We start from the raw sequence: 25,539 nt of genomic DNA, 5'->3' as shown, positions 1-25,539 counted from the left end.
GCATGGCGCGCGGACGGCTGCGGGTCCTCCTCGGGGCGGCACCCGGCGTCGGGAAGACCTACGCCATGCTCGAGGAGGGCCGCCGTCTGCGCGACGAGGGCAGGGACGTCGTGGTCGCGGTCGTGGAGACCCACGGCCGCGCCGCGACGGCGGCCATGGCAGAAGGACTCGAGGTGGTGCCGCGCGTCCGCGTGACCCACCGGGGCGTCGAGCTCACGGACCTCGACCTGGGCGCCGTCCTCGCGCGGCGCCCCGACGTCGCGCTCGTCGACGAGCTCGCGCACACGAACGCGCCGGGTCTCGACCACGAGAAGCGCTGGCAGGACGTCGACCGGCTGCTCGACGCCGGGATCGACGTCATCTCGACCGTCAACATCCAGCACATCGAGTCGCTCAACGACGTGGTCGAGAAGATCACGGGCGCCGTGCAGCGCGAGACGATCCCCGACGCGGTCCTGCGCGGCGCGGACCAGATCGAGGTCGTCGACCTCGCGCCCCAGGCGCTGCGCGACCGCCTCGCGGGCGGGTACGTCTACCCGGCCGAGCGCGTCGACGCGGCGCTGTCGAACTACTTCCGCCTCGGGAACCTCACCGCGCTGCGCGAGCTCGCGCTGCTCTGGCTCGCCGACGAGGTGGACGCGGCGCTCCAGCTCTACCGGACCGAGCACGGGATCGACAGCACGTGGGAGGCGCGCGAGCGCGTCGTCGTGACGCTCACGGGCGGCCCGGAGGGGGAGACGCTCGTGCGGCGCGGCGCCCGCATCGCCGCGCGGTCTGCGGGGGGCCAGCTCCTCGCGGTGCACGTCACGACGCAGGACGGCCTGCGCGACGCGGCGCCCGGCGCGCTCGCGCACCAGCGCGCGCTCGTCGAGCAGCTCGGCGGGACGTACCACCAGGTCGTGGGAGACGACGTCCCCACCGCGCTCGTCGAGTTCGCCAAGGGCGTCAACGCCACGCAGCTTGTCATCGGGGTCTCGCGCCGGGGTCGGCTCGCGTCGGCCCTCAGCGGCCCCGGCATCGGGGCGACGGTCACGCGCGAGGCGGGCAACATCGACGTCCACATCGTCAACCACGCCGCCGCCGGGGGAGGGGCGCGCCTGCCCCGCTCGGGCGGTGCGCTCACCGTGCGCCGCCGCGTCGCCGGGTTCGTCCTCGCGCTCGTCGGCGGACCGCTGCTCACCTGGCTCCTCGTCACGGCGCGCGACGAGGACACGCTCGTGACGGACGTCCTGGCGTACCAGCTCCTCGTCGTCGTGGTCGCGCTCGTCGGGGGCGTCTGGCCCGCGGTCTACGCCGCGGTCCTGTCGGGCGTCACGCTCGACTACTTCTTCGTCGAGCCCCTGCACACGATCACCGTGGGCGAGCGGTTCCACCTCGTGGCCCTCGTCCTGTACGTCGTCATCGCCGTGCTCGTGAGCGTCGTCGTCGACCGCGCGGCGCGCACGACCCGGGCGGCCCGGCGGGCGGCCGCGGAGTCCGAGGTGCTCGCCACCGTCGCGGGCAGCGTCCTGCGTGGGCAGGACGCCGTGCAGGCCCTCGTGAGCCGGGCGCGCGAGGCGTTCGGCATGGCGGGGGCGCGGCTGGTCGTCTCCGGGACGGAGCTCGCGGCCGACGGCGACCCGGGGCCGGGCGCGCCCAGCACGACGGTGCGCGTGGACGAGCGGGCCGACCTCGAGCTGTTCGGTCCGGACCTCGCGGCCTCGGAGCGGCGGCTGCTCAACGTCATCGCGGTGCAGCTCGAGGCGGCGCTCGAGCACAGCGACCTCGCGGAGGTCGCGAGCGAGATGGGCCAGCTCGCCGAGTCCGACCGCGTGCGCAGCGCCCTGCTGTCGGCGCTGAGCCACGACCTGCGCCGCCCGCTGAGCGCCGCGACCGCCGCCGTGAGCGGCCTGCGCTCGACCCGCGGCGCGCTCAGCCCTGCCGACCGGGACGAGCTGCTCGCGACCGCCGACGAGAGCCTCGACGCCCTCGGCACGCTCATCACCGACCTGCTCGACGTAAGCCGGCTGGAGGCGGGCGTCCTCGGGGTGTCGCGCTCCGAGGTCGAGCCGGCCGACGTCGTGCTGCCGGCCCTGGACGAGCTCGGCCTGGGGCCGGCCCAGGTCGAGCTCGACCTCGAGCTCGACGTCCCCGCGGTCGTCGCCGACCCGGTGCTGCTCCAGCGCGTGCTCGTCAACCTGCTCGCCAACGCGACACGGCACTCGCCGCCGGGCGAGCGCGTGCGGATCTCGACGAGCGCCTTCGGGGGGTCGGTCGAGATCCGCGTCGTCGACCACGGCCCGGGCATCCCGCCCGAGCGGCGCGAGGACGTGTTCGTGCCCTTCCAGCGCCTCGGCGACACCGACAACACGACCGGCCTCGGGCTCGGCCTCGCGCTGTCGAAGGGGTTCGTCGAGGGCATGGGCGGCACGCTCACCCCCGAGGACACCCCCGGCGGAGGGCTCACCATGGTCGTGGCCCTGCCCGCCGCGGGCCCGACGCCCCACCCCGACGCCCCGGAGACCAGCGCGCCATGAAGATCCTCATCGCCGACGACGACCCGCAGATCCTGCGCGCCCTGCGCATCACCCTCACCGCGCAGGGCTACGAGATCATCACGGCGACCTCGGGCTCGCAGGCGATCGCGCGCGCGATCGACCACCGCCCGGACGTCCTCATGCTCGACCTCGGCATGCCCGAGCTCGACGGCCTCGACGTGATCCACGCCGTCCGGGGCTGGTCGGACGCCCCGATCCTCGTGGTGTCCGGGCGCACGGGCGCCGCCGACAAGGTCGAGGCCCTCGACGCGGGCGCCGACGACTACGTCACGAAGCCGTTCTCCATCGAGGAGCTGCTCGCCCGCATCCGCGCGCTCACGCGCCGTGTCGCGCACGAGGACTCCGCCCCGGTCGTCGTGCTGGGCGACGTGACGGTCGACCTGTCGGCCCACAGCGTCGTGCGCGTGCGCGACCGCCAGACCGAGCAGGTGCGGCTCACCCCGACGGAGTGGCAGGTGCTGGAGCGGCTCGTCCGCAACCCGGGCAAGCTCGTCACGCGGCAGACGCTGCTCACCGAGATCTGGGGCTCCCAGCACGTGAGCGACACGGGGTACCTGCGCCTGTACGTCGCGCAGCTCCGCAAGAAGCTCGAGCCGGAGCCGGCGGCCCCGCGCTACCTGCTCACCGAGGCGGGCATGGGCTACCGCTTCGAGCCGGACCCGGGCTCCCCGACCGCGGCGTCCTGACGCCGGCCGGCGAGCAGCCTCCCCGCGGGCGGACGGCCCCGCCCGTCGGGAGGCCGTGAGGATCCGGGCGCGGGCCGTGTGCGTTCCGTCAGGCCTGGTTCCCGCCCCCGCCGCGCGCGGTAGACCGGAGTCATGACCCTCGTGCACACCGCGTTCTCCGCCCGGCTCGCCGCGCTGCGCGGCGCTCCCTCGTCGGCCTGGCCGGGCGGCACCGTCCTCGCCCCGCACGACGTGCTCGTCGACGGGACGAGCCTCGCCGCCTGCGCCCGGCTGCGCGCGACCCCGACCGTCCACGTACCTGCGAGCGCCGACCCGGGTCGCGTGGGGCGCCTGTGGGAGGCGTCGCCGCGGTGCGTCGTGCTCGCCGGGGTCGAGGACGTCGTCCCGCGCCTCGGGGGCCACCACCGGCAGGTGTGGCTCGACGCCGACCTCGACGCGTGCGGCGCGGTGGTCGAGGAGGCCCGGCTCGTCGGCCGGGTCTCGGCGGCGCCCCTGCGCCGCTTCACCGTGCACCCCGCCCCGGGCCGCACCGGGGGCGTGGCACGGCTCCCCGAGGACCTGCGGCGTGGTGACGTCGTCGCGATCCCGTGCCCCGGCGTCGTGCAGGAGCGCGAGCTCCGGCGCTGACAGCGTCGGGCCGGGACGGGACCGCTACGGCGTGCCGGGGCCCGTCGCGTCGTCCACGAGGCGGGCCAGCTCGCGCACGACCGCACCCGGCAGGGCCGACGGGAACAGCAGCGCACGCTGCCGCTCGCCCGCGCGCCAGCCGTCGCACGCGAGGGCGGCGAGCACGAGGGACGACGGCGCGCCCTCCTCGCGCCACGCGCGCAGCACGTCGGCGTGGACGATGTGCTGACCCTCGGGCACGTCGTCGCGCGCGACCCCGCCGAGCGCGTAGAGGCGCAGGAGCGCCGCGGCCTTGCGCGAGTCGTCGAGCGCCGCGACCGAGGCCGCGACCGCGGCGCGCGACGGGTCGAGCCGCAGCGGCGAGAGGTCGTCGAAGCCGGACTGCACCACCTCGATCGCGACGTCGTCGACGAGCGTCTCCGCGTCCCCGAACATCGACCGCAGGGTCGACTCGCTGCGGTCGCACCGCCGTGCGACGGCGGCGAACGTGACGTTCTCGACCCCCTCCTCGAGCGCGACACGCAGCACCGCGTCCACGAGCGGGCGCTCGTCGTCGCGGAACGGGTCCTCGTCGAGCTCGACGTCGCGGAACACGACGGCGCGCGCGGGCGGCCGGACGTCGGCGTACCGGGAGAGGTCGTCGACGAGCTCGTCCCACTCCGTCTCGGTGAACCGGTACGCGTCCTGGTACAGACCCAGCCACGTGCCCTCGAGCGCGAGGGCCGCGACCCACGTGCGCGGGTCGCGGACTGCGGCACCCTCGGTCGGCTCCCGCGCGGGGATCGCGTCGACCCACTCGTGCAGGGTGGCCCTGGCCGAGCGCGTCGCGTCGCTCCGGTCGGGCGTGGACATGACCGTCACCTCCGTGGTCGGAAAAGGTGGATCGAGCCTAGCCGGAGCCCACGACGGCCACGCGTCAGGGGCGTGGGACGTCGCGGCGGCGGAAGCCCGCGAGGCCCAGCGCGACGAGCACGACGGCGAGGAGCGTGAGCCAGACGAAGGGCCACGGCTCGGCGGCCGCGCCGGGGAGCTGGGGCACGTGCCAGAAGGGCGAGATCCCGCTCGCCCACGACGGCAGGTCGAGCAGGGCGCCGAACATCGTCACGACGAACGAGTAGGCGAGGAGCGCCCACGCGAGCGCCGCGAGGCCCGGGCGCGACCCGAACGCCGCGACCGCGACCCCCGCGACGACCGCGATCGCGGGCAGGTACGCGAACGACGCCGCGAGATAGTCGCCGAGGCTGAACGCGTCCTCCCCGACGCTCAGCGCGCCGAGCCACAGCCCGACGGCGCTCACGGCGAGCAGGACGCACGTCCCGGCCAGGGTCACGACGAGCTGGCCCGCGAGCCACCGCACGCGCCCGACGCCCGTCGCGAGCACCGGCTCGAGCCGCCCCGCGGTCTCCTCGCCCCGCGCGCGCTGCGCCGAGGCGACGGCGAACCCGCCCGCGCCGAGCCCGAGGAAGAGGGCCATGACGGCGACGAACCCGCCCACGAGGTCGGACGCGTCGCCGATCATCTGCGCGATCTCGGGGTTGTCCGCGACCATGTCGCCCACCGAGTCGACGAACGTCCCGCACGCGAGCGCCGTGACGCCGACCCCGACGGCCCACGCGAGCACGGACGCGCGCTGCTGGCGCCACGCGAGGGCGAGCGGGCTCGCGAGCCACCGGGCGGCGTCGGGCCGGCCCGCACGGGGCGGGACGAGCCCGGCGCCGAGGTCGCGCCGGGCGGCGAGCGCCGCGCCCAGGGCGAGGAGCAGCACCACGAGCGCGGCGGACAGGCCGAGGGGCCACCAGCGCAGGTCGACGAACGCCCGGATCTGCTGCGCCCACCCGATGGGGGAGAGCCACGAGACCCAGCTGCCGTGCTCCTCCTGGACGTCGCCGACGGCGCGGAGCAGGAACGCGACGCCGAGCACGGCGAGCGCGAGCCCGCTCGCGCCGCGCGCGTGCTCGGTGCCCTGGCTCGTCACGACGGCGACGGCCGCGAACACGAGGCCCGTGACCCCGACGGCGGCGCCGAGCGCGAGGGAGTCCACGGCGTCGAGACCGGTCGCGACGAGCACCGCGCCGGTCGCGAGGGCGATGGCCGCGTTCGCGACGACCGCCGCCACGAACGCCGCGGTCGCGGGCGCGTGCCGCCCCACGACCCCCGCCCGGACGAGCTCGGCCCGGCCGGTCTCCTCCTCGGCACGCGTGTGCCGCACGACGAGGAAGATGCTCATGATCGCGACCGCGACCATGACGGTGAGGGCCATCTCGTTGGCGATCATCGCGCCGAGCGTGTAGTCCTCGATGCCGTACTGCGGCCCGGACAGCATGATTCCGGCGGGGCTCGAGACGAGCGCCGCGCGCGCCTGGCGGTCGGCCGCCGTCGGGTAGAGCGTGTCGAGGGCGACGGCCGCGTACCCGAAGAGGAGCGCGACGGAGGCCGTCCAGACGGGGATGCGGACGCGGTCGCGACGCAGGACGAAGCGCAGCAGGGTGAGCCAGCCCGTGGCCGCGCGCCCGGGGCGGGGTGGCTCGGGAGCGACGGCGGTCGCGCGACGCCCGCGGGGCGGCGCCGCGGTGGGGGCGCTCACAGCGCACCGGCCCCGTCGAGCTGGGCGAGCTCGTCGCCGTAGTGGCGCAGGAACAGCTCCTCGAGCGACGGCGGCGTGACCGTGACGGACCGCAGCCCGAGGTCGGTGAGCGCGCGCAGCACGGGCTGCACGTGGTCGTTGTCGACGTCGAACCGCGCCCGCGTCCCGTCGGCACCGGGCTCGACGAGGAGGTCGTGCACGCCGTCGAGCGTGTCGAGGGCGGCGGGGTCGCGGTCGGTCACCGCGGTGACCGACGACCGCGTGAGGTGCCGCAGCTCGGCGAGCGTGCCGGACTGGACCGTGCGGCCGGCGCGGATGATCGTCACCGTGTCGCACAGCTTCTCGACCTCCGCGAGGATGTGGCTCGAGAGCAGGACCGACCGCCCCTCCGCCGTGACCTCGCGCACGCACTGCGTGAACACCGACTCCATGAGGGGGTCGAGGCCGGACGTCGGCTCGTCGAGCACGAGCAGCTCGACGTCGGACGCGAACGCCGCGACGAGCGCGACCTTCTGCCGGTTCCCCTTGGAGTACGTGCGCGCCTTCTTCGACGGGTCGAGCTCGAAGCGCTCGAGCAGGAGCGCCTTGCGGCGCGGGTCGACGCGCCCGCGCAGCCGGGTGAGCAGGTCGATCGCCTCGCCGCCGGTGAGGTTCGGCCACAGGCTCACGTCGCCCGGCACGTACGCGAGGCGGCGGTGCAGGTCGACGGCGTCGCGCCACGGGTCCCCGCCGAGCAGCCGGGTGGTCCCCGAGTCGGCGCGGAGCAGCCCGAGCAGCACCCGGATCGTCGTCGACTTCCCGGCGCCGTTCGGTCCGAGGAAGCCGGCGACCTCGCCGGTGCGGACGGTCAGGTCGAGGCCGTCGAGCGCCTGCACGTGGCCGAACGCCTTGCGCAGGTCGTGCACCTCGACGGCGGGGGTCGTGCTCGTCATCGCGTCTCCTCCTGGTGGATGGTGTGCCGGACGTACGCGTCGAGCAGCGTCGGCTCGACGAAGAGCCCTTCGGTGAAGACCTCGAGCGCGGGCAGCATCACGCGCTCGACGTACTCGCGGAGGTCGGCCTCGGGGTCGCGCGGCTCGGTCCGCTCGCGCAGCGCGCCGTCGACGAGGAGCGAGCCGAGGGAGAGCGAGACGAGGTACCGCGCGCGGGCGGGCTCGTCGCGGCTCGGACGGATCACCCCGGCGGCGACGCCGTCCTCCATGTACTCGAGCGTGACCTGCGTGAGGTGCTCGACGAACGACCGTGCGAGGTCGCCGCCCGCCTGGAGGCTGCGCAGCGTGTACTCGAACACGGGCGCGTAGTCCTCGATCCCGGCGAGCTGGGTGAACAGCGCCATGGGCCCGGCCGCCGGGTCCTGCGGCGAGATCGCGTCGGTCTTCGCGGCGCGGACGGCGTCGAACACGTACGCGTCGCACGCGCGGCGCAGCCCGTCCTTGGAGCCGAAGTGGTGCACGACGAGCGCGGCGCTCACGCCCGCGTCGGTCGCGATGGTGCGCAGCGGCGCCCCGAACCCGTCCCGCGCGAACCGGGCGATCGCGGCGTCCCGGATCCGGGCGCGGGTCGTGAGGTCGTCGGTGCCCGACGGCGGGGGCGTGCTCGCTGGCGGCTGCTCTGAACGCATGTTCAATAGACTAAACACGTGTTCAACGACTGTCCAGCGATCCAGGGAGGTCCCTGGGTGGGCGGATGTGGCGAAGATCCGGGACTCCGGGGCTCTCCACCCCTGCCGTTCCGGGCCGGACACCCGTAGGCTGGGGGGAGCCGTCGGCGGCACCGCCGGCGCCACGTCCCGGCGCGTCGGACCGTCGGGACGTCGAGAGGCCCGTCGCACCTGTGCGACGGGCCTTTTCGGTGTGCGCGTTGCACGACGACGAAGGGCCCGCCGCGAGTGCGGCGGGCCCTTCGATCTGCGGAGGATGGGGGATTCGAACCCCCGAGGGCTGTTAACCCAACACGCTTTCCAAGCGTGCGCCATAGGCCACTAGGCGAATCCTCCTGGCGACGGTCGACGACGCACGGGTGCGCACCGACAGCAGCGCAACGAGGATACCGGACGGCGGCTCCCCGACCGAATCGCCTCCGGGAGGCGCTGTGGTGGAACGCGCGGAGGAGCGCGTGGGGGAGCGGGTTTCGAGCGCGGCGCCGACCTGGGCTAGGGTGGGTGCAGACCCCTCGTGCGGCATCATCTCGCCGAACTCCCCCAGGGCCGGAAGGCAGCAAGGGTAGGTGAGCTCTGGTGGGTGTGCGAGGGGTCCTTTGCGTCCCCGGACCCGCTGCGGCCCCTCGCCGGCTGCGCCGTCCGGCCGTTGCGCGGCGGTGCGCGCGTGCAGCGGCGCCTCGGTGCGCAGCGCTGCGGCGAGTCTGACGGAATTACCCCCTTCTGTCCCGATGAGAGCGCCCTTGTTCCCGACATGCGACCACTTTGCGGTCCACATCGTGGACTTTCGCGGCCGGAGATTGGCGTGCGGGCCGCCGTCGTGCCCATGATGTCGGCATGACCCGCCAGCACGTCGTCACCACGACCCCGCGCGCAGCAGCCTGCGCCGGCTCGTCGTGCTGTCGCCGCGTGCGCACCGGGCGAATGTGCGGCTGCTGACGCCGTCGTGACCCGCAGGGAGACCTGCGCCGCACCCGCCGCGTCGTCCTCGACGACGACCGGCTCCCGCTCGCCGCGTGGCTGATGGCCCGCCGGAAGCACCCCGAACCCCACTGCCTCGCAGGGACCCCCCCCTGCACCCCCGGCCGTGCTGTCGCCACCCGTGACCGCACCGCCGTCGTCGGAAGGAACCCCCATGTCGTTCTCCACCACCCGCAAGCGCCTGACCTGGACCGCGATCGCCGCGACGGCCGCCCTGACCCTCACCGCGTGCGGGGGCGGCGACTCCTCGGGCGGTGCCTCCGGCGAGAGCGGCGACGAGGGCCCGATCCGCGTGGGCGTCGTCGGCGCGTCCGACGACAAGTGGGCCGTCTTCCAGGAGCAGGCCGAGGCCGAGGGCATCGAGGTCGAGCTCGTCGACCTCCAGGACTACACGCAGGCGAACCCCGCGCTGTCCCAGGGCGAGCTCGACGTGAACCAGTTCCAGCACCTGCAGTTCCTCGCGGGCTACAACGTGGACGCGAACGACGACCTGCAGCCCATCGGCGCGACCGCCGTCTACCCGCTCGGCCTGTACTCGACGAAGCACACGTCGCTCGAGCAGATCCCCGACGGCGGCCAGGTCGCCGTGCCCAACGACCCGACGAACCTCGCCCGCGCGCTCCTCGTGCTCCAGGAGGCCGGCCTCGTCGAGCTGAAGGACGGCGGGAGCTCGATCTCGACCGAGGCCGACGTGCTGCCCAGCTCCAAGGTGACCGTCACGCCCGTCGACGCCGCGCAGACCCCGATCCAGCTCCAGTCGGTCGACGCGTCGATCATCAACAACGACTTCGTCGAGGACGCGGGCCTCTCGCCCGACGAGGCCCTGTTCCAGGACGACCCCGACTCCGACGCCGCGAAGCCCTACATCAACGTGTGGGTCGCGCGCGCCGAGGACAAGGACGACGAGACGCTGCTCAAGCTCGCCGAGCTCTCGCACTCGCCGGAGGTCGTCGAGGCCGAGAAGAAGGCGTCGGGCGGCACGGCCGTCATCAAGGAGAACTCGCCGGCGGAGCTCCAGGAGATCCTCGCGGGCATCGAGGCCGACATCCGCGGCTGACCCGGCACGTCCCGGGCGACGGGAGGGCGGGCGCGCAGGACGCGCCCGCCCTCGCGCGCGGTCGTGCCGGGGAGAGACGATGGCAGGCGGACGGCTCGCCCGGCGGCGGGCGCCCGACCGCGCCAGGCGGCCCGGCCCTGCGGCCCGGCCTCCGACGAGAGGATTCCGACGTGACCGACGTCCCCCGCGACCCGGGTGGTGACGAGCAGCCCGCGATCGAGCTGCGCCACGTGAGCAAGACCTTCGGCGAGGGCGACGGTGCCGTGCACGCGGTCGACGACGTCTCGCTGTCCATCCGCCGCGGCGAGATCTTCGGCGTCATCGGCTACTCCGGCGCCGGGAAGTCGACGCTCGTGCGGCTCGTCAACGCGCTGGAGACGGTGACGAGCGGCGAGGTCGTCGTCGACGGCCAGGTCATCACGGGCCTGTCCGAGCGCCGCGTGCGCGAGGTGCGCTCGCGGATCGGGATGGTGTTCCAGCAGTTCAACCTCCTGTCGTCGCGCACCGTCGCCGGGAACGTGGCCTACCCGCTCAAGGTGGCGGGCTGGTCGCGCGAGAAGCGCGCGGCGCGCGTCGCCGAGCTCCTCGCGTTCGTGGGGCTCGCCGACAAGGCGAAGGCCTACCCGCGCCAGCTCTCGGGCGGGCAGAAGCAGCGCGTCGGGATCGCCCGCGCGCTCGCGGCGCAGCCCACGATCCTCCTCGCCGACGAGGCGACCTCCGCGCTCGACCCCGAGACGACGCGCGAGGTCCTCGCGCTCCTGCGGCGCGTCAACGCCGAGCTCGGCATCACCATCGTCGTCATCACGCACGAGATGGAGGTCGTGCGCTCGACCTGCCACCGCGTCGCCGTGATGGAGCACGGGAAGGTCGTCGAGACGGGCGACGTGTACGACGTCTTCTCCGCGCCCCGCGCCGACGCCGCGCAGCGGTTCGTCGGCACCGCGCTGCACGACCGGCCGTCGCGCGAGACGCTCGCCCGCCTGCGCGAGCGCCACCCGGGCCGCCTCGTGACGGTCGGCGTGCGCGAGGGCGCGAGCACCGGGACGGACCTGTTCCGCCTGCTGCGCGAGCACGACGTCGACGGGTCCGTCGTCTACGGCGGCATCTCCGAGGTGGGGGAGCGGCCGTTCGGGTCGCTCACCGTCGAGCTCGACGCGCCCGAGGACCGCATCGCGCCGTTCCTCCTCGCGCTCGGCGAGCGTGCCGACGTCGTCGACCTCGGGACGGCGGCGCACCCGCTCGACGACCCGCGCGTCGCGCGCCTCGCCGCCGAGCCGGGCGAGGACGACGGGGACGACACCGGTACCGGCCGAGGCGATCCGCTCGGCGGCGCCCAGAGCGTCCCGTTCCGACACGGCATCCCCGGAGGTCTGTGATGAACCGCGACTGGTCCCAGCTGTGGCCGATCCTCGTCGAGTCGTTCGGCCAGACGCTCCAGATGGTGTCCGTCGCCCTGCTCACGGGCGGTGTCGCGGGCCTCGCGCTCGGCATCGCGCTCTACGTGACGCGGCGTGGCAACCTGCTCGCCAACCGCTGGGTGTTCGGCGTGCTCAACGTGCTCGTCAACATCGTGCGGCCGATCCCGTTCATCATCTTCGTCACGCTGCTCGGCCCGGTGACGCTCCAGGTGGTCGGGACGACGCTCGGCACGGAGGCGTTCATCTTCCCCCTGTCGGTGATGACGGCGTTCGGCACGAGCCGCATCGTCGAGCAGAACCTCGTGGGGATCGACCCGGGCGTCATCGAGGCGGCGCGCGCCATGGGCGCGTCGTCGTGGCGCATCATCACGACGGTGCTCGTGCCCGAGGCGCTCGCGCCGCTCATCCTCGGCTACACGTTCCTCTTCATCGCGGTGCTCGACATGTCCGCCATCGCCGGGATCATCGGCGGCGGCGGCCTGGGGAACTTCGCGATCGTCTACGGCTACCAGCGCTACAACTGGGCCGTCGTGGTCGTGACGGTGCTCGTCATCATCGCGATCGTCCAGGTCGCGCAGCTGCTGGGCAACTGGCTCGCGCGCAAGGCGCTGCACCGCTGACCTGCCCTCGCCGAGATCGACCCGCGCGTCCCCCGATCGACCTCCTGAGGGTCGATCCCCGGCGTGCGGGTCGATCTCGTGGCAGCCCGGCGGGACGACGGCGGAGCGACCTCGTGCGTGTGGGTCGCGGCGTCTAGAGTGACCGGGGTGAGCACCGCCCTGTACCGCCGCTACCGGCCCGAGACCTTCGCCGAGGTGATCGGTCAGGACCACGTGACCGCACCGCTCATGCAGGCGCTGCGCAGCGGTCGCGTGAACCACGCCTATCTCTTCTCCGGGCCCCGGGGGTGCGGCAAGACGACGAGCGCGCGCATCCTCGCGCGCACGCTCAACTGCGAGCGGAACACCCCGGAGAGCCCGCTCGACACGCCGTGCGGGCAGTGCCCGTCGTGCGTCGAGCTCGCGCGCGGCGGCCCCGGCAGCCTCGACGTGGTCGAGATCGACGCGGCGTCGCACAACGGCGTGGACGACGCGCGCGAGCTGCGCGAGCGTGCCGCGTTCGCCCCCGCGCGCGACCGGTACAAGATCTTCATCCTCGACGAGGCGCACATGGTGACGCCGCAGGGCTTCAACGCTCTGCTCAAGCTCGTCGAGGAGCCGCCGGAGCACGTGAAGTTCGTCTTCGCGACGACGGAGCCGGACAAGGTCATCGGCACCATCCGCTCGCGCACCCACCACTATCCCTTCCGCCTCGTCCCGCCCGACGTGCTCGGCCCCTACCTCGAGGAGCTCTGCGCGGCCGAGGGCGTGGCGATCGGCAGCGGCGTCGTCCCGCTCGTGACGCGCGCGGGCGGCGGCTCCGTCCGCGACTCGCTGTCCGTCATGGACCAGCTCATCGCGGGTGCCGAGGACGGCGCCGTCGAGTACGAGCGAGCGGTCGCGCTCCTCGGCTTCACGCACGCCACCCTGCTCGACGACGTCGTGGACGCCCTCGCTGCGCGCGACGGCGCGAGCATCTTCCGCGTCGTGGACCACGTCATCGCGACGGGGCACGAGCCGCGGCGCTTCGTCGAGGACGTGCTCGAGCGCCTGCGCGACCTCATCGTCATCGCGGTCTCGGGCGACGAGGCGCAGGCCGTCCTGCGCGACCAGCCCGCCGACCAGCTCGAGCGCATGCGCACGCAGGCGCAGCACCTCGGGGTGGCCGAGCTGTCCCGGGCCGCCGACCTCGTCAACGCCGCGCTCACCGAGATGACGGGCGCGACGTCGCCCCGCCTGCACCTCGAGCTCCTCATGGCCCGCCTGCTCCTGCCCGGGGCGGACGACGGCGCGGCCGGGTTCGCGGCGCGCCTCGACCGGCTCGAGCGTGGCGGCCTGGGCAACGTCGTGGTCCCGCCCCCCGCAGGGACGACCGCCCCGGGCGACGGCGGCGCCACGGCCACGGCTCCGGCCGCGTCCCCGGTCGGCGTGCCCTCGTCGGGTCTCACCGGCGCCGCCGCCGTCCGTGCGGCGCTCCGGCCCCCGCGACCGGCCCAGGCTGCTGCTGCCCCCGCGGGTGCGCCGGTCGCGCAGGACCCGACGTCGGTCGGGCGCGTCGAGGCTCCCTCCGCGCCGGAGCAGGACCGTCGGTCCGGCGACGCCGCCGTGTCGCCCGCTGCTGACGGCGCCGCGGCGTCGGCGGCCGACGGTGCAAGGCCGTCGGCCGGCGACGGTGCCGGGTCGGCCGTGGGGTCGTCCGCTCCCGCCGACTCGTCCGCGCCGCGCGAGGAGACCGCGCCTGCCGAGGCGTCCGCCCCCGAGCGGACCGGTCCCGTGTCCGGTGAGGCGAGCGCCCCGCCCCGACCGGCGTCCGACGCGACGTCAGGCGCCGAGTCCGGCACGACGTCCGTCTCGGAGTCCGAGGCCTCGGACGACCGCGACCGCGAGACCGCTGCCTCTGCTGCCTCGGCGAACGCTCCCTCCCACACCTCCGAGGCACCGCACCACGAGGCATCGCGCCACGCGACGTCACGCGAGGAGGCGCCGCGCGAGGACGCCCAGCGGCCGTCGACGCCGCGCGAGGCGGCTCCCCGGCAGGGCGCGGCCGCGCCGTCCGCTCCGGCGGCGGGTGGCGCGAGCCCTGCCCTGACGACCGAGGAGCTGCGCCGGCGCTGGCCGGAGGTCCTCGAGAACCTCCGCGCGAGCCCCGTGACGTGGTCGCTGGTGAGCGCCAACGCGCAGGTCGCGGAGCTCGGCGCCGACGTGCTCTACCTCGCCTTCCCGTCGCCCGGGCTGGCCCGCACCTTCTCGTCGTCCCGGCACACGAGCGCGGTCCAGGACGTCGTCTACCAGACGCTCGGGCTCCAGGTCCGCGTCGAGCCGCGCCTCGACGAGGGTGGCCAGGCGGGCGGCGGCTCGGCACCGTCGTCGGGCCCCGCGCCGGCATCGCCTGCGCCGTCGACGGGCCCCGCACCGGCGCCCGCGCCCGGCGCCCCGGTGTCCGGTGCCCCGGCCTCCGGCACGGCGGCGACCGCCGGGGCTGCCGCCCTCCACGCCCCGGGCGGCTCGCAGGCGACGGTCCCGGTCGCGACCGTCGCGGCGCCGAGCGCCCCCGGCGCCGTCCGCTCCTCGAGCACCTCCCGCCCGGCCGGCGAGGCCGCGGAGGCGCACGAGACCCCGCGCGCCGCCGTCGCGCTCCAGGAACGACCGAGCGCCGAGACCGCACCTGCCGGGCCGCCGGCCGGATCGACCGTGGTGAACGCCGCGGACGAGGCGTGGCTCGCCGGGGCGGCGGCGCCGACGCCCGCGCCCGAGCCGCGCGTGGACAGCGCGGACGAGGCGTGGCTCGCGGGACTGCCCGCGGAGCCGCCCGCCGACCTCGACGACGGCCCCGAGCCGGAGCCCGTGCTCGAACCGGCCTCGGTGCCCACCCCGACCGTCACGCAGACCTCTGCCCGGACCGCGTCGCCCGCCGCCCCCGCGCCCGGACGCCCCGGCGCGGCGACGTCCGCGGAACCGCGCCAGGAGGCGCCTGCCCGGACGGCGGCACCGGCCGCTCCCGCGAGCTCGTCGGCAGCCCCGTTGCGCGGCGTCTCCGCCGCGCGCGCGGCGATCGCGGCGGCCCGCGTCCCGCGGACAGTGGAGCCCACGCGGGGTGAGACGTCCGCCGTCGACCCGATGGACGACCTCCCGTCCGCGGACGACCCCGACATCGTCTCGACGGGCCTCGTCGGGACCGCGCTCGTGGTGAGCCTGCTCGACGGCAAGATCATCGAGGAGATCCAGGACCAGGGCTGACGCCCCCGGAAGCTGGTTGCCGGGGGAGGTCTTCGACCCGTCGACGCTCGGCGGCCGGGGTGGTCCGGGGCCTGCCATCACCTACGAGGCGACGTACACGACGGCGCCACGCGGACCGTGACGCTCGAGCTCCCGGACCGATCCGGGTCCGTCGTGTGGGCCGCGCCCCGTAGGCTGGGGGCGTGTACGAAGGCGCGGTCCAGGACCTGATCGACGAGCTCGGCCGACTCCCCGGCGTCGGGCCCAAGAGCGCGCAGCGCATCGCGTTCCACCTGCTCGCCGCGGACGCGGTGGACGTGCGCCGGCTCGCCGACGCCCTCACCGAGGTGAAGGCGCGCGTCCGCTTCTGCGAGACGTGCGGGAACGTCGCGGAGTCGGAGCAGTGCCGCATCTGCGCGGACCCGCGCCGCTCGCCCGAGGTGATCTGCGTCGTCGAGGAGCCCAAGGACGTCGTCGCGATCGAGCGCACGCGCGAGTTCCGCGGCCGGTACCACGTGCTCGGCGGGGCCATCAACCCGATCGAGAACGTCGGGCCGGGCGACCTGCGGATCGCGGAGCTCATGAGCCGGCTCGCGGACGGGCAGGTGACCGAGGTGATCCTCGCGACCGACCCGAACGTCGAGGGCGAGGCCACCGCCACCTACCTCGCGCGCATGCTCGGCCCCATGGGCCTGCGCGTGACCCGCCTCGCGTCCGGGCTCCCCGTCGGTGGAGACTTGGAGTACGCGGACGAGGTGACGCTCGGCCGGGCGTTCGAGGGCCGACGCCTCGTCGGCGGCTGACGGGAGGTGACGAGCATGGGGGAGATCCACAACGACCCCGACCTGCGGGAGATCGCCGAGGGCATGGCGGAGCAGGCCCGCGCCTACCTCACCACGACGACGCAGGTCGCGTCCGGCGCGGCCCCGGGGGCGGTGCTGCCGCTCCTGCTCCTCGCGCTGTCCGACGCGCTCGCGGCGGGCGCCCGCCTGGGAGCCGTGGGCGACGTCGTGCCGGTCGAGCGCTTCGAGCCCGACGCCGGCCGCGACACGGACGTGGACCCGCTGCGGACGGCGCTCGCGCGGCTCTTCGACGGGTTCGACGACTACGCCGAGATCACCGACCCGCTCGTCGGCGCCGAGGTCGGTGCGGCGTCGCTCTCGGGCGACCTCGCGTGCGTCGCCGAGTGCCTCGCGAAGGGCCTGCAGCACTACGACGCCGGGCGCGAGCTCGAGGGGCTGTGGTGGTGGCAGTTCTCGTACGTCTCGCTGTGGGGGGAGCGTGCCGCGAGCGCGCTGCGCGTCCTGCAGCTCGCGCTCGCGCACCTGCGTCTCGACGTCGAGGACGACGTCGCGACCGAGGCGGAGTACGACGCGCTCCAGTCCTGAGCCGCCGCTCCCGGTGCCGCCGTGCCGCAGGCGTCGCGCGGTCAGACGGCGTCGCCCGCCCGGCCGTAGTGGTCCGCGAGCCCGGCGAGGTACGGCTCCCACGGCACGGTGGCGGCGTCGCGCCCCTCGCGGACGGCGACGAGCCGGTCGAGGTAGTACTCCCACCCGGGCCCGACGTTCCGGGCGTCGTCGCCGGGGCCGAGGAGCTGGCGGAAGGTCAGCGTCGTGACGCCGTCCTGCTCGGCGAGCTCGAAGGACAGGTGCCACGTCTGGTCGCCCGACGACGTCACCCCGGCGAAGCGGTGCGGCGGCTCGCACCGGGTGATGCGGTACTCCTCGGGCTCGGGGTCGTCGCTCTCGGCCGTCATGAAGAACTCGACGCGGCCGGTCGAGGGGTCGCCCTCCCAGTAGCCGATCCAGCGCGCGAGCCGGTCGGGCTCCGTGAGGCTCGCCCACACGTCGTCGGCGGGGGCGCGGAACGTCCGCGTGACGACGAGCTCGTCGCCCGCGGGGCCGCGCTCGACCGTCCCGCCGGGTTCCGGCGCACCGGGTTCCGGCGCACCGGGTGCCGTCGGCGCGGGGGCTGGCGAGGGGTTCGTCGGGTCGCTCATGCGCTCTCCTCCTGCTGGGTCGTGCCGCGTTCGGCACGACGTTCTCGGGTGGTGCGGCGGACCTCGAGGTCGAGGCCGTCGAGCGCCCGCGCCGGGACGGGCGGGGCGGGTGCGGTGAGCGCCGCGACGAACGCGGCGAGCGGGTCGAGCGCGGCGGGCCGCAGCGAGTAGAGGCGACGGCGTCCCGCGACGACGGCCTCGACCAGCCCGGCCTCGCGCAGCACGCGCAGGTGGCGGCTCACGGCGGGGCGGGAGACGTCGCCGCGCACGCGCGCGAGGTCACCCGCGCTGAGCGACCCGGCCCCCAGCGCGCGGAGCAGGTCGCGGCGCACGTCGTCGGCGACGGCCTCGAACACGTCCATCCAGGAAGCGTAACCGCGATGTTACGCATAGGGAAGAGCTTCCTCAGCCGTGGACGGGTCGCGGACCGGTCGTGGACCCGGCCCGGGCGCGCCGCGTCCGCGTGGTACCACTGGGGGGTGCTTCCCGCCCTCTCCCTCCCGGTCTCCGGCGGCCTCGAGATCGACGGCGTGACCGTCCTCCTGCTCGTCCTCGCCGCGCTCACGGCGGGGTGGATCGACGCCGTCGTCGGCGGGGGCGGGCTCGTCCAGCTCCCGGCGCTGCTTCTCGTCCCGGGCATCAGCCCCGTGCAGGCGCTCGCGACGAACAAGCTCGCGAGCATCATGGGGACGTCGGTGAGCGCCGCGACGTACTACCGTCGCGTCGGGCCGGACCTGCGCACGGCCGGGCCCATGGCGCTCGCCGCGCTCGTGGGCGCCGTCGGGGGAGCGGCGCTCGCGTCGCGCATCCCGGCCGACCTGTTCAAGCCGATCATCCTCGTGGTGCTCGTCGGCGTCGCGGCCTACACGATCGCGAAGCCGAGCCTCGGGCACAGCACGAACCTGCGCTGGGAGGGCAACGGCCACCGGTGGGCGGCGGCCGGGATCGGCCTGGTCATCGGCACCTACGACGGCCTGCTCGGACCGGGCACCGGGACGTTCTTCGTCATCGCGCTCGTGAGCATCCTCGGGTACGCGTTCCTGCCGGCGTCGGCGCTCGCGAAGATCGCGAACTTCGCCACGAACGCCGGCGCGCTGATCTTCTTCGTGCCGTACGGCGCGGTGCTGTGGGGGCTGGGCCTCCTCATGGGCGCGGCCAACCTGCTCGGGGCGTACGTGGGCGCCCGGATGGCGGTCGCCAAGGGCAGCGCGTTCGTACGCGTGGTCTTCGTGGTCGTCGTCGGCGCGCTGATCGTCAAGCTCGGGTACGACGTCGTCCGCGACCTCACCGCCTGAGCTCTCCGCACCGTCGGGGTCCGATGTCACCAGTGGTGTCAACGTGTTGTCGCGGAGGGGTTGCGGTGACACCACTCGTGGTGCCATGATGGCGTCATGGACCTCACCCCGTATGTCGACGACCTCCAGAACCGCCTCGCCGCCGCCGCGGACGCCGCCGGGGACGACGGCCGTCGGCTTGCGGAGCGCCTGACCGCACCGCTCGACGCGGCCGTGCGTCTCGTGCTCCTCGACGCGCTCTCCGCCGCGGCGGGGGAGATCTCCGCAGACCTCGCCCCGGGGTCGGTGGACGTGCGGCTGCGAGGCGGTGCCCCCGAGTTCGTGGTCGCCGTCCCCGCCGCCGCGCCCGCCCCGGTCGAGGGCCTCGTCCCCGCGAACACCCCGGCCACGGCCGCCGGGCCCGCGCCGTCCGACGTCGAGGCCGGGGCCACGACCCGCACGACCCTGCGCCTGCCCGACCATCTCAAGACGCAGGCCGAGACCGCCGCCGCCCGCGACGGCGTCTCCGTCAACACGTGGCTCGTGCGCGCGGTCGCCGCGGCGCTCGAGCAGTCCACCGGGCGCCCGGCCGCGCAGGCCCGCCCGCAGCAGCGCGGCTCCGCCCGCGTCACCGGCTGGGTGCGCTGACCGCCTCGGTCTCCGTCCCCGCCCTCTCCGACCGCACCTGACACCACCACGACACCACTCCTGGAGCTTCGTCATGCCCACTTTCCCCGCCCCGCAACCCCTGCCCGTCGTCGTCGACGTGCCGTTCGCCCACCTGCACGTGGTCGCCGGGGACCGTGACGACGTCGTCGTCACGGTCCTGCCGACCGACCCGGCCAAGTCAGGCAGCGTCCGCGCCGCCGAGGCGGTCCGCGTCGACGGCGACGTCAGCGCCCTCACGATCTCCTACCCCGGCTCGTGGAAGCAGTACGTGCTGCCGTTCGCGTCCGGCACCGCCGACATCACCGTCGAGCTGCCCGCGGGCTCCGACGTGCGCGGCAAGGCGGGCTCGCTCTACGCCGAGGGCAGCCTCGGCACCGTCGAGATGGCGCTCTCCGCCGGGGACGCTCGCGTCGAGGACGTCGACCGGCTCGACGTCAAGACCTCGGCGGGCTCCGTGGCGGCGCGTCGCGTGCGGGGCTCGCTGGACGCCCGCGCCAGCGCCGGGTCGGTCCGCGTCGAGGAGGTCCGTGGCGAGGGCACGATCAAGGCGACGAACGGCACGACGACGGTCGGCGCCGTCACCGGCTCGCTCGCGGTGCACGGTGCGCACGGCGACATCGCGGTGGCCCGCGTGAGCGGCACGGTCACGGCCAAGTCCGCGCACGCCGGCATCCGGGTCGAGCGCCTGGAGTCGGGGAGCGTCACCCTCGCGACGTCGTACGGCTCGATCGAGGTGGGCGTGCCCGAGGGGACCGCCGCGTTCCTCGACGCGAGCTCCGAGCACGGCAGCGTGCGCAACCACCTCACGCCCACGGAGGGCCCCGTCGAGGACGAGGCCACCGCGGAGATCCACGCCAGCACCGGGTTCGGCGACGTCGTCGTCCGCCGGCCCTGAACCACCCACCAGAACCCAGGGATCGGAGATCCGCAGATGTCTGCTGACCAGACCCTCGCGCCCGCCGTCCGGGTGCGAGGCATCGAGAAGTCGTACGGCGACCTGCGCGTGCTGCGCGGTGTCGACCTCGAGGTGGCGCGCGGGAGCATCGTCGCGCTGCTCGGGTCCAACGGTGCGGGCAAGACGACGCTCGTGCGGATCCTGTCCACCCTGCTCGCGCCGGACGCCGGCACCGCGACCGTCGACGGGTTCGACGTCGTCGCGCAGCCCGGGCACGTGCGCGAGTCCATCTCGCTGACGGGGCAGTTCGCCGCGGTCGACGAGGTGCTCACCGGACGGGAGAACCTGGTCCTCGTCGCCCGCCTGCGGCACCTCGCGGACCCGGGGCGCGTCGCGGACGAGCTGCTCGCCCGGTTCTCCCTGACCGACGCCGGGGCCCGCCGCGCCGGGACCTACTCCGGCGGGATGCGGCGCCGGCTCGACATCGCCATGAGCCTCATCGGCGACCCGCCGGTCATCTTCCTCGACGAGCCGACGACGGGCCTCGACCCGCAGGCCCGGATCGAGGTCTGGGCCACGGTGCGCGAGCTCGCGCGCGGCGGCACCACCGTGCTGCTCACCACCCAGTACCTCGACGAGGCCGAGCAGCTCGCCGACCGGATCGCGATCCTGCACCGCGGGACGATCATCCAGAACGGCACCCTGGCCGAGCTCAAGGCCCTGCTGCCCCCGGCGACCGTCGAGTACGTCGAGAAGCAGCCCTCCCTCGAGGACGTGTTCCTCGCGCTCGTCGGCGACGCCGGCGACAGCGCCCCCACCGCGGACCGGACGAGCGTCGACGGCGCCCGCCCGGCAGGAGAGGAAGCCCGATGACCACCCACGCCCTGGCCGACACCCGCGCCCTCACGGGCCGCTCGCTGCGCCACGTCCTGCGCAGCCCGGACACGATCATCACGACCGCCGTGACCCCGATCGCGCTCATGCTCCTCTTCGTCTACGTGCTCGGGGGCGCGATCGACACCGGCAGCGGCGAGTCGTATGTGAACTACCTGCTGCCCGGCATCCTGCTCATCACGGTCGCGTCCGGCGTCGCGTACACGTCCTACCGGCTGTTCCTCGACCTGCAGGGCGGCATCGTCGAGCGCTTCCGGTCCATGCCCGTCGCCCGGTCCAGCGTCCTGTGGGCGCACGTGCTCACCTCGCTCGTGGCGAACCTCGTCTCCGTGACCCTCGTCGTGGCTGTCGCCCTCCTCCTGGGGTTCCGGACCGACGCGTCCGTCGGGGCGTGGCTCGCCGTCCTCGGCATCCTCGTCCTGTTCGTCCTCGCGCTGACCTGGCTCGCGGTCGTCGCCGGGCTGTCGGCCAAGACGGTCGACGGCGCGTCCGCCTTCAGCTACCCGCTGATCTTCCTGCCGTTCGTCAGCTCGGCGTTCGTCCCCACGGACAGCATGCCGGGACCGGTCGCGTGGTTCGCCGAGAACCAGCCCGTGACCGCGATCGTCGACACCCTGCGGTCCCTCTTCGCCGGCCAGCCCGTCGGGAGCGACATCTGGGTCGCGCTCGCGTGGCTCGTCGGCATCCTCGTCCTCGCCTACGCGTGGGCGGCAGCGGTCTACCGGCGCCGCGTCGGCTGACGACCGACCGGGACCGACGCCCGAGGGGCCGCGCGCGGGAGACCGTGCGCGGCCCCTCGCCCGTCCGCACCCCGGAGCCGACGCGCGGACCTTCGGCCCCGAGCCCGGGCGACCACCGACCCTGTCCGGGAGGTCGCCCGGACGCGAGGATCGAGGTCGTGCAGACCCTCGCCCAGGCGGTGACCACCCAGTCGGAGGCGGCCCGGGAGAAGGTGCTCTTCGCCAGACGTCCCGGGCGCTACCTCGTCGCGGCGATGCTCGCGGGCGCGTACATCGGCGTCGGCGTCGTGCTCATGGTCGCGACGGCGGGCCCGTTCCTCGCCGCCGGGTCCCCGGCCGAGCGGCTCGTCGCCGGGGGCGTGTTCGCCGCGGCGCTGACGCTCGTCGTCTTCGCCGGGGCCGAGCTCGCCACGTCCGCGATGATGGTCCTCACCCAGGGCGTCGCGACGCGCGCCGTCCGCGTGCGCGACGCCGTCGCCACGCTGGGCCTGTGCCTCGTCGGCAACCTGGCCGGGTCGATGCTCTTCGGCTGGGTCGTCACGCAGGCGGGCGTGCTGCGCTCGAACGCGGCGGCGGGCGAGATGGTCGCCTCGATGCTCCGCGCGAAGGCGCACGAGACCGGGGGAGAGCTCTTCTTCCGCGGCGTGCTGTGCAACATCCTCGTGTGCGCCGCGATCTGGGCCTGCGGGCGCCTGCGCTCGGAGGCCGGCAAGGCGGTGATCCTGTTCTGGGGGATCCTCGCGTTCATCGCGTCCGGGTTCGAGCACGTCGTCGCCAACATGACGACCTTCTCCCTCGGGCTCTTCGGCGACCTCGGCCCGACGACGTGGGCCGACTTCGGCCGCAACCTCACCTGGGTGGGCCTCGGCAACCTCGTCGGCGGGGCCGTCGTCGTCGGGCTGGCGTACGTCGTCGTGGCCGGGCCGCGGGCCCGCGTGCTGCCGGAGGTGTGACCCCGGCGGCGGCCTGCCGCGGTCCGCAGGGCGGGACGGGCTTGGCCGGGGCCCGGGACGCGTGCCTATCATCGACCGACCCACAAGCACCCGGCGGGCCGTTGAGAGAGACGGAGGCCGGCGACAGATGGAGCAGCACGTGGCACTTGTCGTGCAGAAGTACGGCGGTTCGTCCGTCTCGGACGCCGAGAGCATCAAGCGGGTGGCCAAGCGCATCGCCGAGGCGAAGCGGGCCGGGAACGACGTCGTCGTCGTGGTCTCGGCGATGGGCGACACGACCGACGAGCTCATCGACCTCGCCCAGCAGGTCAGCCCCCTCCCGCCGCAGCGCGAGATGGACATCCTCCTCACCGCGGGCGAGCGCATCTCGATGTCGCTGCTCGCGATGGCGATCACGAGCCTCGGCGTGAAGGCGAAGTCGTTCACCGGGCAGCAGGCCGGTCTCATCACGGACGCGGTGCACGGCAAGGCGCGCATCGTCGACGTCGTCCCGACGCGCGTGCGCGAGACCCTCGACCGCGGCCAGGTCGCGATCGTCGCGGGCTTCCAGGGCGTGACGCAGGCGACGAACGACGTGACGACGCTGGGGCGCGGCGGGTCGGACACGACCGCGGTCGCGCTCGCCGCGGGGCTCGACGCCGACGTGTGCGAGATCTACACCGACGTGGACGGCGTGTTCACGGCGGACCCGCGCATCGTGCCGTCCGCGCGCAAGATCGACCGGATCACGTACGAGGAGATGCTCGAGATGGCGGCGAGCGGCGCGAAGGTCCTCGCGCTGCGCTGCGTCGAGTACGGCCGCCGGTACGGCGTCCCCATCCACGTGCGCTCGTCCTTCAACGGCAAGGACGGCACGTTCGTCAGCGCGGACGCGTACACCGCGCGCCCCGGCGCGAGCGCCGCCTCCCCGGCCGGCACCGCCGGCAGCACCGCAGACCTTCCCGAGGAGACCGTCATGGAAGACCCGATCATCTCCGGCGTCGCGCACGACCGCAGCGAGGCCAAGATCACCGTCGTCGGCGTGCCCGACGTCCCGGGCACGGCCGCCCGGATCTTCGAGGTCGTCGCGGGCTCGGGCGTGAACATCGACATGATCGTGCAGAACGTGTCGGCAGCCCGCACGGGTCTCACCGACATCTCGTTCTCCCTCCCCGAGGGAGACGGCCCGGCCGCGATGTCCGCGCTGTCGGCGCTGCAGGCCGAGATCGGGTTCGACTCGCTCCAGTTCGACGACCAGATCGGCAAGCTCTCGCTCGTCGGCGCGGGCATGAAGTCGCACCCCGGTGTCTCCGCGAAGCTGTTCGGCGCGCTGCGCGACGCGGGCATCAACATCGAGATGATCTCCACCTCGGAGATCCGCATCTCCGTCGTCACGCGCGAGGACTCGCTCGACGACGCGGTGCGCGCCGTGCACACCGCCTTCGAGCTCGACGCCGCCGACGGCGAGGCCGTCGTCTACGCCGGCACCGGCCGCTGACCCGACGCAGGAGAGGAACCCCCCATGAGCACCCAGAGCACCCCGGGCCTGCACCTCGCCGTCGTCGGCGCGACCGGCCAGGTCGGCGCGGTCATGCGCCGCCTCCTCGACGAGCGCGACCTGCCGGTCGCGAGCATCCGCTACTTCGCGTCGGCGCGCTCCGCCGGGTCGACGCTCCCGTGGCGCGGGACCGACGTCGTCGTGGAGGACGTCGCCGCGACCCCGACCGAGGACCTGCGCGGCATCGACGTCGCGCTCTTCTCCGCGGGCGGCGCGACGTCGAAGGCGCAGGCCGAGCGCTTCGCCGCCGCGGGCGCCGTCGTCATCGACAACTCCTCCGCGTGGCGCATGGACCCCGACGTCCCGCTCGTCGTCTCGGAGGTGAACCCGGGCGCGCTGCGCGAGGCGCGCAAGGGCATCATCGCCAACCCGAACTGCACGACGATGGCCGCGATGCCGGTCCTCAAGCCGCTCGCGGACGAGGCCGGGCTGGAGCGCCTGATCGTCGCGACGTACCAGGCCGTCTCCGGCGCCGGGCTCGCCGGCGCGGAGGAGCTGCGCGCCCAGGCCGTCGCGGGCGCCCAGGCCGAGGCCGCCGCAGCCGACGGGTCCGGCCCGGGCCTCGTCGGTCTCGTGCACGACGGCGGCGCGGTCGCCCTCCCGGAGCCCGCCGTCTTCCCGCGGAACGTCGCGTTCAACGTCGTGCCGCTCGCCGGGTCGATCGTCGACGACGGGCTGGAGGAGACGGACGAGGAGAAGAAGCTCCGCAACGAGTCGCGCAAGATCCTCGGGCTGCCCGAGCTCGCCGTCGCGGGCACGTGCGTGCGCGTCCCCGTGTTCACCGGGCACTCGCTCGCGATCCACGCCGAGTTCGGCGCCCCGATCACGCCCGACCGGGCGCGCGCGATCCTCGCCGACGCCCCCGGCGTCGCGCTCGCGGACGTGCCCAACCCGCTCGAGGCGGCGGGCAAGGACCCGTCGTTCGTCGGCCGGGTCCGCACCGACCAGTCGGTGCCGGGCGGGCGCGGTCTCGTGCTGTTCGTCTCGAACGACAACCTCCGCAAGGGCGCCGCGCTCAACGCGGTCCAGCTCGCCGAGCTCGTCGCGCAGGACCTCGACGGCGTCCGCGCCGCGTTCGCCCCGGCCCTCGCACAGTAGAGCCCCGGGTCCCGCGAGGTAGAAGCCCGGTACCGCGGGGTAGAGCCCCGGTCCCGGGGGGGGGGGAGATGGTGGTGGCGAGGGGGTCGCCTCCCTCGCGGGTGGTGGTCGAGGGGTG

At 74.7% G+C, this 25,539-nt stretch carries 23 protein-coding genes, 1 tRNA gene and 1 other RNA gene; 18 read left to right on the top strand and 7 right to left on the bottom strand.

Translation table 11 applies throughout. The features are described from left to right. Positions 1 to 2: 2 nt before the first annotated feature. The 3 genes from ACZ4MO_RS15800 (at position 3) to ACZ4MO_RS15790 (ending at position 3,850) form a co-directional block, all read left to right on the top strand. A complete protein-coding gene (locus ACZ4MO_RS15800; protein WP_175009258.1) occupies positions 3 to 2,516 on the top strand; it encodes an ATP-binding protein in 2,514 nt (837 codons plus the stop codon). Next, positions 2,513 to 3,223, top strand: coding sequence for a response regulator (locus ACZ4MO_RS15795; RefSeq protein WP_086149780.1), 711 nt, complete (start codon positions 2,513 to 2,515; stop codon positions 3,221 to 3,223). The genes ACZ4MO_RS15800 and ACZ4MO_RS15795 overlap by 4 nt, the downstream gene beginning before the upstream one ends. Positions 3,224 to 3,355: 132 nt before the next feature. Further along, positions 3,356 to 3,850, top strand: a complete 495-nt coding sequence (locus ACZ4MO_RS15790) for a hypothetical protein (RefSeq protein WP_175009257.1) — start codon at positions 3,356 to 3,358, stop codon at positions 3,848 to 3,850. A gap of 24 nt (positions 3,851 to 3,874) precedes the next feature. Here the strand turns inward: ACZ4MO_RS15790 and ACZ4MO_RS15785 are convergent, their stop codons facing one another. From ACZ4MO_RS15785 to ACZ4MO_RS15765, 5 genes are all read right to left on the bottom strand, one after another. Beyond that, on the bottom strand, positions 3,875 to 4,702 hold the full coding sequence (locus tag ACZ4MO_RS15785) for a hypothetical protein (RefSeq protein ID WP_175009256.1): 828 nt from the start codon (positions 4,700 to 4,702) through the stop codon (positions 3,875 to 3,877). Between the two features lie 64 nt (positions 4,703 to 4,766). Beyond that, complete coding sequence (locus ACZ4MO_RS15780; protein WP_222592398.1) at positions 4,767 to 6,434, bottom strand: ABC transporter permease; 1,668 nt, start codon at positions 6,432 to 6,434, stop codon at positions 4,767 to 4,769. After that, positions 6,431 to 7,366 carry an ATP-binding cassette domain-containing protein gene (locus ACZ4MO_RS15775; RefSeq protein WP_175009255.1) on the bottom strand — a complete coding sequence of 312 codons (936 nt, stop codon included), beginning with the start codon at positions 7,364 to 7,366 and terminating at the stop codon, positions 6,431 to 6,433. The genes ACZ4MO_RS15780 and ACZ4MO_RS15775 overlap by 4 nt, the downstream gene beginning before the upstream one ends. Next, on the bottom strand, positions 7,363 to 8,055 hold the full coding sequence (locus tag ACZ4MO_RS15770; RefSeq protein ID WP_175009254.1) for a TetR family transcriptional regulator: 693 nt from the start codon (positions 8,053 to 8,055) through the stop codon (positions 7,363 to 7,365). Before ACZ4MO_RS15770 ends, ACZ4MO_RS15775 begins: the two co-directional genes overlap by 4 nt. Before the next feature lie 289 nt (positions 8,056 to 8,344). Beyond that, positions 8,345 to 8,430 (bottom strand) — tRNA-Ser (locus ACZ4MO_RS15765). Between the two features lie 167 nt (positions 8,431 to 8,597). Here ACZ4MO_RS15765 and ffs point away from each other — a divergent pair. From ffs to ACZ4MO_RS15730, 7 genes are all read left to right on the top strand, one after another. Next, positions 8,598 to 8,694, top strand: an RNA gene (gene ffs, locus ACZ4MO_RS15760) — signal recognition particle sRNA small type. A gap of 532 nt (positions 8,695 to 9,226) precedes the next feature. Beyond that, positions 9,227 to 10,129, top strand: coding sequence for a MetQ/NlpA family ABC transporter substrate-binding protein (locus ACZ4MO_RS15755; protein ID WP_175009253.1), 903 nt, complete (start codon positions 9,227 to 9,229; stop codon positions 10,127 to 10,129). Between the two features lie 170 nt (positions 10,130 to 10,299). Continuing rightward, positions 10,300 to 11,505 (top strand): methionine ABC transporter ATP-binding protein, encoded by a 1,206-nt coding sequence (locus tag ACZ4MO_RS15750; protein ID WP_186810448.1) that lies wholly within the window; start codon positions 10,300 to 10,302, stop codon positions 11,503 to 11,505. Continuing rightward, positions 11,505 to 12,167 (top strand): methionine ABC transporter permease, encoded by a 663-nt coding sequence (locus ACZ4MO_RS15745; RefSeq protein ID WP_108049735.1) that lies wholly within the window; start codon positions 11,505 to 11,507, stop codon positions 12,165 to 12,167. Before ACZ4MO_RS15750 ends, ACZ4MO_RS15745 begins: the two co-directional genes overlap by 1 nt. 147 nt (positions 12,168 to 12,314) lie before the next feature. Continuing rightward, positions 12,315 to 15,383 carry a DNA polymerase III subunit gamma and tau gene (locus ACZ4MO_RS15740; RefSeq protein WP_175009252.1) on the top strand — a complete coding sequence of 1,023 codons (3,069 nt, stop codon included), beginning with the start codon at positions 12,315 to 12,317 and terminating at the stop codon, positions 15,381 to 15,383. 182 nt (positions 15,384 to 15,565) lie between these two features. Further along, entirely contained in the window at positions 15,566 to 16,165 is a 600-nt protein-coding gene (recR, locus tag ACZ4MO_RS15735) for a recombination mediator RecR (RefSeq protein ID WP_021483478.1), read from the top strand. 15 nt (positions 16,166 to 16,180) lie between these two features. Continuing rightward, entirely contained in the window at positions 16,181 to 16,750 is a 570-nt protein-coding gene (locus tag ACZ4MO_RS15730) for a DUF5063 domain-containing protein (protein ID WP_061268027.1), read from the top strand. Positions 16,751 to 16,791: 41 nt separating this feature from the next. Here the strand turns inward: ACZ4MO_RS15730 and ACZ4MO_RS15725 are convergent, their stop codons facing one another. Continuing rightward, positions 16,792 to 17,361 (bottom strand): SRPBCC domain-containing protein, encoded by a 570-nt coding sequence (locus tag ACZ4MO_RS15725; protein ID WP_175009251.1) that lies wholly within the window; start codon positions 17,359 to 17,361, stop codon positions 16,792 to 16,794. Continuing rightward, positions 17,358 to 17,723 carry a metalloregulator ArsR/SmtB family transcription factor gene (locus ACZ4MO_RS15720; RefSeq protein ID WP_175009250.1) on the bottom strand — a complete coding sequence of 122 codons (366 nt, stop codon included), beginning with the start codon at positions 17,721 to 17,723 and terminating at the stop codon, positions 17,358 to 17,360. Before ACZ4MO_RS15720 ends, ACZ4MO_RS15725 begins: the two co-directional genes overlap by 4 nt. A gap of 117 nt (positions 17,724 to 17,840) precedes the next feature. Here ACZ4MO_RS15720 and ACZ4MO_RS15715 point away from each other — a divergent pair, with 117 nt between their 5' ends. The 8 genes from ACZ4MO_RS15715 (at position 17,841) to ACZ4MO_RS15680 (ending at position 25,421) form a co-directional block, all read left to right on the top strand. Further along, positions 17,841 to 18,656, top strand: coding sequence for a TSUP family transporter (locus tag ACZ4MO_RS15715; protein ID WP_255437278.1), 816 nt, complete (start codon positions 17,841 to 17,843; stop codon positions 18,654 to 18,656). Between the two features lie 96 nt (positions 18,657 to 18,752). Further along, entirely contained in the window at positions 18,753 to 19,283 is a 531-nt protein-coding gene (locus tag ACZ4MO_RS15710; RefSeq protein WP_061268025.1) for a hypothetical protein, read from the top strand. A 73-nt stretch (positions 19,284 to 19,356) separates the two neighbouring features. After that, entirely contained in the window at positions 19,357 to 20,199 is an 843-nt protein-coding gene (locus ACZ4MO_RS15705; protein ID WP_175009248.1) for a DUF4097 family beta strand repeat-containing protein, read from the top strand. Positions 20,200 to 20,235: 36 nt separating this feature from the next. Then, positions 20,236 to 21,072 (top strand): ATP-binding cassette domain-containing protein, encoded by an 837-nt coding sequence (locus tag ACZ4MO_RS15700; protein ID WP_175009247.1) that lies wholly within the window; start codon positions 20,236 to 20,238, stop codon positions 21,070 to 21,072. Beyond that, positions 21,069 to 21,833 (top strand): ABC transporter permease, encoded by a 765-nt coding sequence (locus ACZ4MO_RS15695; protein WP_175009246.1) that lies wholly within the window; start codon positions 21,069 to 21,071, stop codon positions 21,831 to 21,833. Before ACZ4MO_RS15700 ends, ACZ4MO_RS15695 begins: the two co-directional genes overlap by 4 nt. A gap of 158 nt (positions 21,834 to 21,991) precedes the next feature. Next, the gene (locus ACZ4MO_RS15690; protein WP_175009245.1) at positions 21,992 to 22,786 is read left to right on the top strand and encodes a formate/nitrite transporter family protein; all 795 of its coding nucleotides are present in this window, start codon (positions 21,992 to 21,994) and stop codon (positions 22,784 to 22,786) included. 139 nt (positions 22,787 to 22,925) lie between these two features. Next, entirely contained in the window at positions 22,926 to 24,263 is a 1,338-nt protein-coding gene (locus tag ACZ4MO_RS15685) for an aspartate kinase (protein WP_074804183.1), read from the top strand. Between the two features lie 24 nt (positions 24,264 to 24,287). After that, a complete protein-coding gene (locus tag ACZ4MO_RS15680; RefSeq protein WP_175009244.1) occupies positions 24,288 to 25,421 on the top strand; it encodes an aspartate-semialdehyde dehydrogenase in 1,134 nt (377 codons plus the stop codon). Positions 25,422 to 25,539 lie beyond the last annotated feature (118 nt).

The sequence above is a fragment of the Sphaerisporangium cinnabarinum genome (genome assembly GCF_055567015.1).
The sequence above is the reverse complement of the archived record's forward strand: the minus strand, read 5'-3'. Positions and strand labels throughout refer to the sequence as shown.

Bases quoted from the DNA above. Each gene is read 5' to 3' on its own strand.
- ACZ4MO_RS15800 (WP_175009258.1), top strand. From the start codon at position 3: ATGGCGCGCGGACGGCTGCGGGTCCTCCTCGGGGCGGCACCCGGCGTC.
- ACZ4MO_RS15795 (WP_086149780.1), top strand. From the start codon at position 2,513: ATGAAGATCCTCATCGCCGACGACGACCCGCAGATCCTGCGCGCCCTG.
- ACZ4MO_RS15790 (WP_175009257.1), top strand. From the start codon at position 3,356: ATGACCCTCGTGCACACCGCGTTCTCCGCCCGGCTCGCCGCGCTGCGC.
- ACZ4MO_RS15785 (WP_175009256.1), bottom strand. From the start codon at position 4,702: ATGTCCACGCCCGACCGGAGCGACGCGACGCGCTCGGCCAGGGCCACC.
- ACZ4MO_RS15775 (WP_175009255.1), bottom strand. From the start codon at position 7,366: ATGACGAGCACGACCCCCGCCGTCGAGGTGCACGACCTGCGCAAGGCG.
- ACZ4MO_RS15770 (WP_175009254.1), bottom strand. From the start codon at position 8,055: ATGCGTTCAGAGCAGCCGCCAGCGAGCACGCCCCCGCCGTCGGGCACC.
- ACZ4MO_RS15755 (WP_175009253.1), top strand. From the start codon at position 9,227: ATGTCGTTCTCCACCACCCGCAAGCGCCTGACCTGGACCGCGATCGCC.
- ACZ4MO_RS15745 (WP_108049735.1), top strand. From the start codon at position 11,505: ATGAACCGCGACTGGTCCCAGCTGTGGCCGATCCTCGTCGAGTCGTTC.
- ACZ4MO_RS15730 (WP_061268027.1), top strand. From the start codon at position 16,181: ATGGGGGAGATCCACAACGACCCCGACCTGCGGGAGATCGCCGAGGGC.
- ACZ4MO_RS15725 (WP_175009251.1), bottom strand. From the start codon at position 17,361: ATGAGCGACCCGACGAACCCCTCGCCAGCCCCCGCGCCGACGGCACCC.
- ACZ4MO_RS15720 (WP_175009250.1), bottom strand. From the start codon at position 17,723: ATGGACGTGTTCGAGGCCGTCGCCGACGACGTGCGCCGCGACCTGCTC.
- ACZ4MO_RS15710 (WP_061268025.1), top strand. From the start codon at position 18,753: ATGGACCTCACCCCGTATGTCGACGACCTCCAGAACCGCCTCGCCGCC.
- ACZ4MO_RS15705 (WP_175009248.1), top strand. From the start codon at position 19,357: ATGCCCACTTTCCCCGCCCCGCAACCCCTGCCCGTCGTCGTCGACGTG.
- ACZ4MO_RS15700 (WP_175009247.1), top strand. From the start codon at position 20,236: ATGTCTGCTGACCAGACCCTCGCGCCCGCCGTCCGGGTGCGAGGCATC.
- ACZ4MO_RS15695 (WP_175009246.1), top strand. From the start codon at position 21,069: ATGACCACCCACGCCCTGGCCGACACCCGCGCCCTCACGGGCCGCTCG.
- ACZ4MO_RS15680 (WP_175009244.1), top strand. From the start codon at position 24,288: ATGAGCACCCAGAGCACCCCGGGCCTGCACCTCGCCGTCGTCGGCGCG.